Annotated in this window: 12 protein-coding genes; 5 read left to right on the plus strand and 7 right to left on the minus strand. The window is 46.3% G+C overall.

Going from position 1 to position 9046, the window contains the following annotated elements; all coding sequences use genetic code 11:
* Positions 1-4: 4 nt before the first annotated feature.
* Genes pseF through DN730_RS11440 form a run of 6 tightly spaced genes read right to left on the minus strand, consistent with a single transcriptional unit; the run spans position 5 to position 3840 of the window.
* On the minus strand, positions 5-685 hold the full coding sequence (gene pseF, locus DN730_RS11420; protein WP_115468268.1) for a pseudaminic acid cytidylyltransferase: 681 nt from the start codon (positions 683-685) through the stop codon (positions 5-7).
* Positions 682-1857, minus strand: a complete 1176-nt coding sequence (pseC, locus tag DN730_RS11425; RefSeq protein WP_342768180.1) for a UDP-4-amino-4,6-dideoxy-N-acetyl-beta-L-altrosamine transaminase — start codon at positions 1855-1857, stop codon at positions 682-684. The genes pseF and pseC overlap by 4 nt, the downstream gene beginning before the upstream one ends.
* Positions 1850-2254: a polysaccharide biosynthesis protein gene (locus DN730_RS19285; protein ID WP_245957947.1), complete on the minus strand. Its 405-nt coding sequence runs from the start codon at positions 2252-2254 to the stop codon at positions 1850-1852. The genes pseC and DN730_RS19285 overlap by 8 nt, the downstream gene beginning before the upstream one ends.
* Positions 2251-2703 carry a polysaccharide biosynthesis protein gene (locus DN730_RS19290; protein ID WP_245957948.1) on the minus strand — a complete coding sequence of 151 codons (453 nt, stop codon included), beginning with the start codon at positions 2701-2703 and terminating at the stop codon, positions 2251-2253. The genes DN730_RS19285 and DN730_RS19290 overlap by 4 nt, the downstream gene beginning before the upstream one ends.
* Positions 2696-3265: an adenylyl-sulfate kinase gene (gene cysC, locus DN730_RS11435; protein ID WP_115468270.1), complete on the minus strand. Its 570-nt coding sequence runs from the start codon at positions 3263-3265 to the stop codon at positions 2696-2698. Before cysC ends, DN730_RS19290 begins: the two co-directional genes overlap by 8 nt.
* Positions 3262-3840 (minus strand): DNA-3-methyladenine glycosylase I, encoded by a 579-nt coding sequence (locus tag DN730_RS11440; RefSeq protein ID WP_115468271.1) that lies wholly within the window; start codon positions 3838-3840, stop codon positions 3262-3264. The genes cysC and DN730_RS11440 overlap by 4 nt, the downstream gene beginning before the upstream one ends.
* Positions 3841-4077: 237 nt before the next feature.
* Here DN730_RS11440 and DN730_RS11445 point away from each other — a divergent pair, with 237 nt between their 5' ends.
* From DN730_RS11445 to parE, 5 genes are all read left to right on the plus strand, one after another.
* Positions 4078-4704, plus strand: a complete 627-nt coding sequence (locus tag DN730_RS11445) for an NUDIX domain-containing protein (RefSeq protein WP_115468272.1) — start codon at positions 4078-4080, stop codon at positions 4702-4704.
* A gap of 3 nt (positions 4705-4707) precedes the next feature.
* Complete coding sequence (locus tag DN730_RS11450; RefSeq protein WP_115468273.1) at positions 4708-5664, plus strand: acetyltransferase; 957 nt, start codon at positions 4708-4710, stop codon at positions 5662-5664.
* Positions 5665-5686: 22 nt separating this feature from the next.
* Positions 5687-6139, plus strand: coding sequence for a DUF1249 domain-containing protein (locus DN730_RS11455; RefSeq protein WP_115468274.1), 453 nt, complete (start codon positions 5687-5689; stop codon positions 6137-6139).
* 24 nt (positions 6140-6163) lie between these two features.
* A complete protein-coding gene (locus tag DN730_RS11460; RefSeq protein WP_115468275.1) occupies positions 6164-6748 on the plus strand; it encodes a YqiA/YcfP family alpha/beta fold hydrolase in 585 nt (194 codons plus the stop codon).
* A 110-nt stretch (positions 6749-6858) separates the two neighbouring features.
* Positions 6859-8757, plus strand: coding sequence for a DNA topoisomerase IV subunit B (gene parE / locus DN730_RS11465; protein WP_115468276.1), 1899 nt, complete (start codon positions 6859-6861; stop codon positions 8755-8757).
* A gap of 47 nt (positions 8758-8804) precedes the next feature.
* Here the strand turns inward: parE and DN730_RS11470 are convergent.
* A partial coding sequence (locus DN730_RS11470) for an integrase core domain-containing protein (RefSeq protein WP_147290579.1) occupies positions 8805-9046 on the minus strand: 242 nt, incomplete at its 5' end.

The raw sequence follows: 9046 nt of genomic DNA on the forward strand, positions 1-9046 counted from the left end.
CAACCTAAACCATAGACATCAGCTGTTGCAAACGCAGCCAATCTTCTTCGGTATCCAAATCTTGCACACGGTGTCGCGGCAGCATGATGGGGGTTGCTAACTCAGAAAACATCGCTGGGTTAGTAAGCCATTGGTCTACGGTGCCCCAATAAAACTGCCCTGCATCGTGGATGGCTTCTTCTAAATCCTGAGAGCGCTTGCTTATGTGCTCCGGGTACATTGGCTGAAGTTTACCATCCCGAATAGACAAAGCTCGCTGAACGGGGAAATCAAAGGTTGTGGCAGAAAAGCTGAGTGGTGTTTTGCTTAACGCCTGATAGCCTTGTTGAATGTCTTCCGCAGTCAGTAATGGGCACGTAGCATAGATTAAGCAGGCTTTGTCAATCTTTAAGCCTTGCTCGATTAAGGTATGTAGCGCATGCTGCATGACTGGCGTGGTGCCAGTGAAATGGTCGGCGAGCTCATCGGGCCGTGTAAACGGTGTTTCTGCTCCCCACTCCCGCGCTACCTTAGCAATTTCAGCATCGTCGGTTGACACAATGATGTAATCGAATAGCTTCGTTTTTAAAGCAGCTTCAATCGAGTAAGCTATAAGAGGCTTACCGTTAAGTTGTTTAATGTTTTTGCACGGAATTCTTTGGGAGCCTCCGCGCGCTGGAATCACGGCGATGTTCCCTAAACTCATAAGATAAAAGCCTTATCGATTGCGTCTTTGAGTGTTTGCACAACGTATTCTTGTTCGGTATCGCTAAGCTCAGGAAATAATGGCAAGCTCAATGTGCGTGCGTAGTACTCTTCAGCAACCGGAAACTGTCCCCAAGTGAAGCCCATTTGCTTATAAAACGGTTGGGTATGCACAGGTATATAATGGACCTGAGTGCCGATATTGTGGTCGCGTAAGTACTGAAAAATAGAGGGGCGCTGTTCCGTTAAGGCTTCATTCAATACGATGGGGAACAAGTGCCAGCTAGAGTAAGCATAATCGGCTTCACTGGGTAATTGAATAGGCAAACCGCTTAGTAGTTGATAGTAACGTTGTACGAGTTCACGTCGACGTTCAATAAAACTGTACAAACGATTGAGTTGCGATAGTCCCAAAGCCGCCTGTAGTTCAGTCATGCGGTAATTAAAGCCTAGAGTCTGTTGCTCATAATACCAGTCACCGGGAGAGCGTGTGTCGAAGTCGTGCTTACTTTTCGTTACCCCTTGATTGATGAGTAGCCTCATGTGATCAGCAAGGGCTTCGTTGTTCGTGATAGCCATCCCCCCTTCAGCAGAGGTCATTACTTTTACTGGATGAAAACTAAAGATACAGATATCTGAATAACGATTGCCGACAGGTGTGCCTTCGTACTTAGCACCAATTGCATGGGATGCGTCTTCAATTACCGAAAAGCCATATTGCTTAGATAGTTCATAAATGGCTCGCATATCACAAGGGTGGCCTGCAAAATGAACTGGGATAACCACTTTTGGTAAGAGATTTTCTGTTTTTGCTCGCATTAGCTTTTCAGCAAGTTGAACCGCGCAAAGGTTATAAGTTAGAGGGTTAATATCCACAAAATCGACCTTTGCGCCACAATAAACAGCACAGTTAGCGCTCGCAATATATGTATTTGGCGTGGTCCAGACGATGTCCTTGGAGCCTACGCCGAGAGCAAGGCACGCAACATGCAATGCTGACGTGGCGCTGTTGGCGGCCACGCCAAATCGGCAACCGCTTAGCTGAGCAACAGCTTGTTCAAATTGCCCAACGATAGGCCCTTGGGTCAAAAAGTTTGACGTTAAGGCTTCACATACTGCCTCGACATCAGCTACTGAAATAGACTGCCGCCCGTAAGGAATAAAATTAGCCACGTCCAAACTCTATAATTTTCTCAACCGACAAAAAGCCTGAGTTACTGCCAGGTAGATATTCGAATCCTGCGTCAACCAGTGTTGCGCTTTTTTCTAAGGGGGTTTCGTCGTATTTCAAGTCGTCTCGATAAAACTTGATACTGGGAGCGATGACAAAATGATCATGGTGTTCAAATGTATGGACCGAATCATCCGTTGGGCAGATGACTTCATATAGTTTTTTACCTGAACGGATACCGCTGTCTTCAGTTGGAATGCTTGGTGAGTATACTTGCGCTAAATCTATATCGCGAGCCGATGGTTTTTTTGGCACAAAAATATCTCCACCATGCATGCGTTCAAAGTTTCTTAAAACAAAGTCCGCATCTATTTGTCGGGTAATCCAGAAGCATGTCATATCAGGGCAGGTAATCGGAATAGTCGTGGAGTGGTATCTTTTGCTATTTTCTTTTGAGAGGGAGGGACATCAGAGCCGCATGAACCAGCAACATTTCCATAGCGTACCACAGCGAAGCATGTTGGGCATTTGCCAACAGTATCGTTTTCAGCGCCATGAATATTTGTTTTAATACAGTCAATATGATTGTACTCAGCAACGGGTATCTGTTCAAGTACGGCAGCATGAGTCACGTTGTGCATATCACTCATGACTTTCTTCAGATGATCTTTACTCCTAACATCACGGATGAAATAACACATCCATGGCGCATCGAATTCCTGACCTATTTCGTCACGTGAGAAAATAATCAAACGAGCAGGGCGGTAAGATTTAATCACTGTTTCAACGTATTCTTTACCAAAAGGTCTCGTACTATCAGTGATTAGAATGCTTTTCTTATCAAACATAGTCTTTTCTCAAGTTAGAAGGATCTAGCTCTGCGATGGCCAATTCGAAGTGTGTGATGAATTTTAGAGCTGCTTCATCAACAGAAAGGCATGTTGTGTCTATTTCAAGGTCTGGTGTCGCGGTGCTTTCGTAGGGAGAGTCAATACCCGTAAAGTTTGGTATGATACCTTTTCTAGCTTTGGCATATAAGCCCTTTGGATCTCTTCGTTCACACTCTTCGATAGGGGTGCTGATGTAGATTTCGTGAAATTTACCAGTAGGGCAACTCGCTCTGATGGTTTCTCGATCAGAGGAAAAAGGAGAAATAAAGGTACATAGTACTAAATAGCCTTCATTCATAAAAAGTTTGGCTACTTCGCCAGCTCGGCGAATATTTTCTTTGCGATCTTTATCGCCAAAGCTTAAATCGCAGCATAACCCTGTTCTTAAAACATCGCCGTCTAGTAAATACACATTTATATTATTATTTTTAAGTTTCTCTGCGACAGCGGAAGCTAGAGTTGTCTTACCCGAGCCGCTTAAACCAGTAAACCAGAAAATAGCACCATTGTTATTTTTCATTTTTCACCTTGCATTACGTGATTTTTTGCTATGCAGTTCGTTAAGTGATCATCAACCATTCCAGTGGATTGCATAAAAGCATAGCAAATAGTCGGTCCGAAAAATTTAAAGCCACGTTTCTTCATGTCCTTTGATATTCGTGTCGCTAATGGCGTTACACTGGGTACGTCAGCTATGGCTTTTGGCTGATTGATTATCGGCTGTTGTTTTACGAACGACCAATAATATTTCGAGAACGAACCATATTCAGCGGCAATTTTTAGAAAGCATTTAGCGTTTGAAATGGTCGCAGCGATCTTACCGCGGTGCCTGATAATACTCACATCTTGCACCAGTCTATCTACGTCATCGGCTGTCATGGCGGCAACTTTAGCGGGGTCAAATTCATGAAACGCACGTCGATATCCATCGCGTTTACGTAAGACGGTGATCCAGCTTAACCCTGCCTGAGCACTTTCCAGTACAATAAACTCAAATAACGTCTGATCGTCGAAAACTGGCTTGCCCCATTCTTGATCATGGTAGGCGATGTACTCGGGTGATCCTAAGCACCAGTCGCAGCGGTGTTCAGCCATGATTTAACTCTCCTTTTTGTGATTAGCTGACTCTATTATCATTTAGACAATAGGGCAAATGAACTTCACTGCTCAGCGATCTGGTAGGGATTTTGAGCGTGCTTGTTTCACCTTTGATGACATAGAAGCCCTTATTTCATTGCGAGCAATATTAATTCATTCCGCGATTTTGTTTTTTCTAAGTTCGTTGTGAATGATATGTTTAATAAAAGATTGGTATGACAAGGATAAAGACGAATGAAGTATACCCCGACTTACCAACAGAGTGATGTTGAAGTGACCCAAGATGAGGTCGTCTATGATGGCTTTTTTAAAATGCACAAGCGGACGTTGCGTCATCGTAAATTTAGCGGTGAATGGTCCGATTATATGACCCGTGAAATGATGGTTCGCCCCGATGCGGTGTGCGTTTTATTGTTTGATCCAGTAAAAGACAAATTGTTGCTCATCGAACAGTTTCGCCCCTGTCTTCCTAAACATGAGTCGCCTTGGCTATTGGAACTTGTGGCTGGCATGGTGGAAGAGGGCGAATCGGACGAAGACGTGGCTCGCCGCGAGTCACTAGAAGAGGCGGGTGTCGAGGTGAAGCGACTTGCGTATATGATGCGGTTTGTACCGTCCCCCGGTGGGTTGGTTGAACACCTTAGAATGTATGCGGGTGAGTTTGATTCGACTCAGGTGGACCTCAATGCCACCATGGGGCTCGATGAGGAGCATGAAGACATTAAGCTTCACTTGATAAGTACCGATGACGTGCAGCCCATACTGGATCAAGACATTGTCAATGCCAGCACTATTATGGGGTTGCAATGGTTCGCGCTAAATCAACATAAACTCAAGTCGCAGTGGTTAGGTGGTCAGTAGCGCATGTTAGTGAAGCTCTTTCCTTGGTGGTTTATGCGACCGATGATTGGGGTAATCTCTCTCATTTTTATCAACAGCAATATTCTAGTGTGTGGTTTAGCGATTCATTTGGTGTGGCTCTGCCAGAGGCTCGGACTCGGTTCATCTGATTGGGCGCGTCACACATTAGACACGCTTTATCGAGGCTGGGTGAAAGCGTGTAATTGGTGGTTTAAAAATATGTTGGGCATGCACTGGCAGCTTGATGCCCAGATTGATAAGACGCCCGAGAAATGGCGACTTGTGATCGCAAACCATCAAACGTGGGTAGACGCATTTGTGCTATTGGCGCAAGTACAAGGGCATATGCCGATGCCTCGTATCTTCATGAAAGACACATTATCTTGGTTGCCGCTTGTTGGATCTGCAACCAAGATAATGGGCTTTCCTCAAGTAAAGCGATACAGTCAAGCGACATTAAAAAAGCGTCCAGAGTTGGTCGGTAGAGACCTAGAGACGACGCGACGGTCTTGTTTTTATCTTAACCAAGCGCCGAGTACATTAATGAGCTTTGTGGAAGGGACTCGGTTCACTGCAACAAAAAAAGCTAAGCAACAGTCGCCTTATGAGTGTCTTTTAAAACCGAAAGCGGGCGGTGTCTTTATGGCTTTGCGGGCGATGCCAGGCCGATTTAATAGCATTACAGATTTGAATATCATTTACCCAGATGGGAAGCCATCGTATTGGGATTTGGTCTGTGGCAATGTTGGTCGGGTAGAGGTTCGCGTCCGAGAAGTTCCGATACCAGCGCGTTTTACTCACTCCGCGATTGCTGAGGATAAAGCAGACTTTTACGAGTGGTTTAATGGTTACTGGCAAGCAAAAGATCGAACATTAGTGGCGGATCAGTTAGATTGCTCTATCCTTGAAATGAGCCAAAAAGACCCAATTGATAGGGCAATAGTGTCGAGAATGAAATAAATCGTGGAGACTAATCACATACATGCCGAATCCTTACGTACCAAATTTATCGCAATTACAGCTGTTGGGAGAGTTGAATTATCGACGTCTCGTTAAGCTCGTTCGCGGGTACGAAGAAGATGACGCATGGTATTTTACAATCCATACCGCGGGTCAACAAAGTCATCTGACGCTGGAGTTGATGCAAGAGAGTCGTTTCACAGCGCAATTAAAGCTTACCTTCTCGCCGGAAATTTCAGTCAAGTTGCCATTCAGTAGTGATCTCGTGACGACGGTGCGGTTGTACCACGACGTTGGCATCGCTGAGATAACCGATGGGCACCGTCACTATCAGGGCGTGTATCCGTATCCAAATGATGATATGCACCACCGCGATGAAAAGTTTCGCCTAAATCAGCAACTAGCTGACCTATTGGAAATGTGCCTCAAGCACGGTCATCGTTTAACCGACTTACCTGATTTTCAATTTGCGTAGCGGCTTACTATGGTGGCCTCGTCAATGCCTTACCTGATCTATGTTCATGGCTTTAACAGCTCTGAGCTATCTCATAAATCCCAGCTTGTCGCGCAGCGTATGGTAGAGCTGGGTCTTGGAGATCACTTTGAATGCCCGCGTTTACCATGGCAGCCAGCGAAAGCCATCAACTTGTTACAGCAATGTATTGAGCAAAAACAGCATGATGGACACTCGGTCGTATTGATCGGAAGCTCATTAGGCGGCTTTTACGCTGCGTACTTAAGTCAGCAGTTTGATTTGCCTGCCATATTAGTAAATCCCGCGGTGGAAGCGCCGAGCCTGTTGCGTCATTTTTTAGGCGAGCAAGTGAATCCTTACACTGGCGAGCGTTATATGCTTGAAGAGCGGCACATGAGTGAGTTGGAAAGTATGGATCATGCCGTTGATGATCAATATCGACTTTGGTTGATGGTTCAAAAAGCCGACGAAGTGCTCAATGCTAACGCTGCGCTAGCGCGCTTTCCTCATGTCGGTAAACTGACCTGTGAAGAAGGTGGCGATCACAGCTTTGCGGGCTTTGATCGATTTATAGACGATATTTTACGTTTCAGTGGCATTTTGAAGTGAAAATGTCCGCTAACATCAACGAAGTTTGCTACAACGAAAACCTCTGTTATAGACTCATCTCACGTTAGCTTTTATTGGCGGTTTGCCGCCCTGAATTTTGGAAGTACCCCATGTCTGCAAAAGAATACAATGCTGGATCGATAGAAGTTCTCAGCGGGCTCGAGCCTGTGCAAAAGCGCCCGGGAATGTATACGGAAACCTCTCGCCCGAACCACCTTGCGCAAGAAGTCATTGATAACTCGGTGGACGAAGCCATTGCTGGTCACGCTGATCGCATTACCGTGACTTTGCATCACGATAATTCACTGAGTGTCGAAGACAACGGTCGTGGTATGCCAGTGGACATTCATCCAGAAGAGGGCGTGTCAGGTGTCGAATTAATCCTGACGAAGCTGCACGCAGGTGGCAAATTCTCAGGCGATTCTTACCAGTTCTCAGGTGGCTTGCATGGTGTGGGCGTCAGCGTGGTAAACGCTTTATCGACCTCGCTTGAAGTGTGGGTGAAGCGCAACGGCGTGCAATACCACATTGGCTTTGCCGACGGCCATAAAGTTTCTGAACTGAAAGAAGTGGGTTCTGTTGGTAAGAAGAACACAGGGACAACCGTCAAGTTCCAAGCAGACACCAAATATTTCGATAGCGGCAAATATTCACTCTCTCGCCTAAAGCACTTACTAAAAGCCAAAGCAGTTTTGTGCCCAGGCCTTCATGTCGTCTTTATTGATCAAAGTGGTGCGGAAGAAGCGCGCGAAGAGTGGTTTTTCGAAGATGGCTTAAAAGACTACCTAGCAAAAGCCAATGAAGGATTCGAGGTCATTCCTGAAGAGCCGTTTATTGGCGGCATGACTGAGAAAACTCAGGGTGTAGATTGGGCCATCCAATGGCTACCGGAAGGCGGGGAGCTGGTTGCAGAGAGTTATGTCAACTTGATCCCGACGGCGCAAGGCGGTACGCACGTCAACGGTTTACGCACCGGTTTATTGGAAGGTATTCGAGAGTTTTGTGACTTTCACAACCTTTTGCCGCGTGGAGTGAAATTGACTGCTGAGGACGTGTGGGATCGTTGTAGCTATGTCTTGTCCGCTAAACTGCAAGAGCCGCAGTTCTCAGGCCAGACAAAAGAGCGTTTATCCTCGCGTCAGATCGTGGCTTTCATTTCAGCGACCGTAAAAGACGCCTTCAGTCTGTGGCTAAACAAACACGTTGAGGAAGGCACTAAGATCGCCGAGTTGGTGATCAACAGTGCTCAAAAACGTTTGCGTGCGAGCAAAAAGGTTGTCCGTAAGAAGGTGACACAAGGCCCTGCTTTACCCGGTAAATTAGCCGATTGTGCGGGGCAAGATTCAGCGCGTAGTGAACTTTTCTTAGTGGAAGGGGACTCCGCTGGCGGTTCAGCCAAGCAGGCACGAGACAAGGATTTTCAAGCCATTATGCCGCTGCGTGGTAAAATTCTTAACTCTTGGGAAGTGGACTCAGGCCAGGTATTAGGATCGCAAGAGATCCACGACATTTCCGTGGCGCTTGGGGTGGATCCAGCGGACGAAGACTTGAGTGGTTTACGTTACGGTAAGCTGTGTATTTTGGCCGATGCGGACTCTGATGGTTTGCACATCGCAACGCTGTTGTGTGCGCTCTTTGTGCGTCACTTCCCTGCGTTGGTGAAAGGCGGACACGTCTTTGTCGCGATGCCTCCGTTGTATCGTATCGACATGGGCAAAGAAGTGCACTATGCGCTGGATGATGAAGAGAAAGATATCATTCTTCATAAGCTTCAGGCTGAGAACAAACGCGGTACCCCCAACGTTCAGCGCTTTAAAGGCTTGGGTGAAATGAACCCCGCTCAGCTACGCGAAACCACCATGGCGCCCGATACGCGTCGTTTGATTCAGCTCACCATGGAAGACCCATTGGCAACAGACGAGATGCTGGACAAATTGCTCTCGAAAAAGCGTGCTAATGATCGTAAAAGCTGGCTAGAAACCTACGGTAACCTAGCCATCATTGATTGATGTATTTCTATGACTAGTCCTAATATGGGCTGGCACTTATTCAGACATTAAAACGCTCGATGAACCTCATCGGGCGTTTTGTATTTTAGGGCCATATGCGGCCGACTCTTATTATAGCTTTCTACCGACTCCGATATCATTAGCCGAGCGTCATTCAGGTCGTTCGGCTTCATGATTAAGTACTCATTTTTAATAATGCCATTGATCCTCTCAGCCAGCGCATTCTGGTAGCAATCGTAGCCATCCGTCATCGAGCACTGAACTCCATGCTTTTCATGGAGCTGTTGAT

The sequence above is a fragment of the Marinomonas piezotolerans genome (assembly GCF_003362755.1).
Classification (GTDB): domain Bacteria; phylum Pseudomonadota; class Gammaproteobacteria; order Pseudomonadales; family Marinomonadaceae; genus Marinomonas; species Marinomonas piezotolerans.

Excerpts from the sequence above, each read along its gene's own strand:
- DN730_RS11450 (WP_115468273.1), top strand. The coding sequence starts at position 4,708 with ATGTTAGTGAAGCTCTTTCCTTGGTGGTTTATGCGACCGATGATTGGG.
- DN730_RS11445 (WP_115468272.1), top strand. The coding sequence starts at position 4,078 with ATGAAGTATACCCCGACTTACCAACAGAGTGATGTTGAAGTGACCCAA.
- DN730_RS11440 (WP_115468271.1), bottom strand. The coding sequence starts at position 3,840 with ATGGCTGAACACCGCTGCGACTGGTGCTTAGGATCACCCGAGTACATC.
- DN730_RS11455 (WP_115468274.1), top strand. The coding sequence starts at position 5,687 with ATGCCGAATCCTTACGTACCAAATTTATCGCAATTACAGCTGTTGGGA.
- DN730_RS19285 (WP_245957947.1), bottom strand. The coding sequence starts at position 2,254 with ATGACATGCTTCTGGATTACCCGACAAATAGATGCGGACTTTGTTTTA.
- parE (WP_115468276.1), top strand. The coding sequence starts at position 6,859 with ATGTCTGCAAAAGAATACAATGCTGGATCGATAGAAGTTCTCAGCGGG.
- pseF (WP_115468268.1), bottom strand. The coding sequence starts at position 685 with ATGAGTTTAGGGAACATCGCCGTGATTCCAGCGCGCGGAGGCTCCCAA.
- DN730_RS19290 (WP_245957948.1), bottom strand. The coding sequence starts at position 2,703 with ATGTTTGATAAGAAAAGCATTCTAATCACTGATAGTACGAGACCTTTT.
- DN730_RS11460 (WP_115468275.1), top strand. The coding sequence starts at position 6,164 with ATGCCTTACCTGATCTATGTTCATGGCTTTAACAGCTCTGAGCTATCT.
- cysC (WP_115468270.1), bottom strand. The coding sequence starts at position 3,265 with ATGAAAAATAACAATGGTGCTATTTTCTGGTTTACTGGTTTAAGCGGC.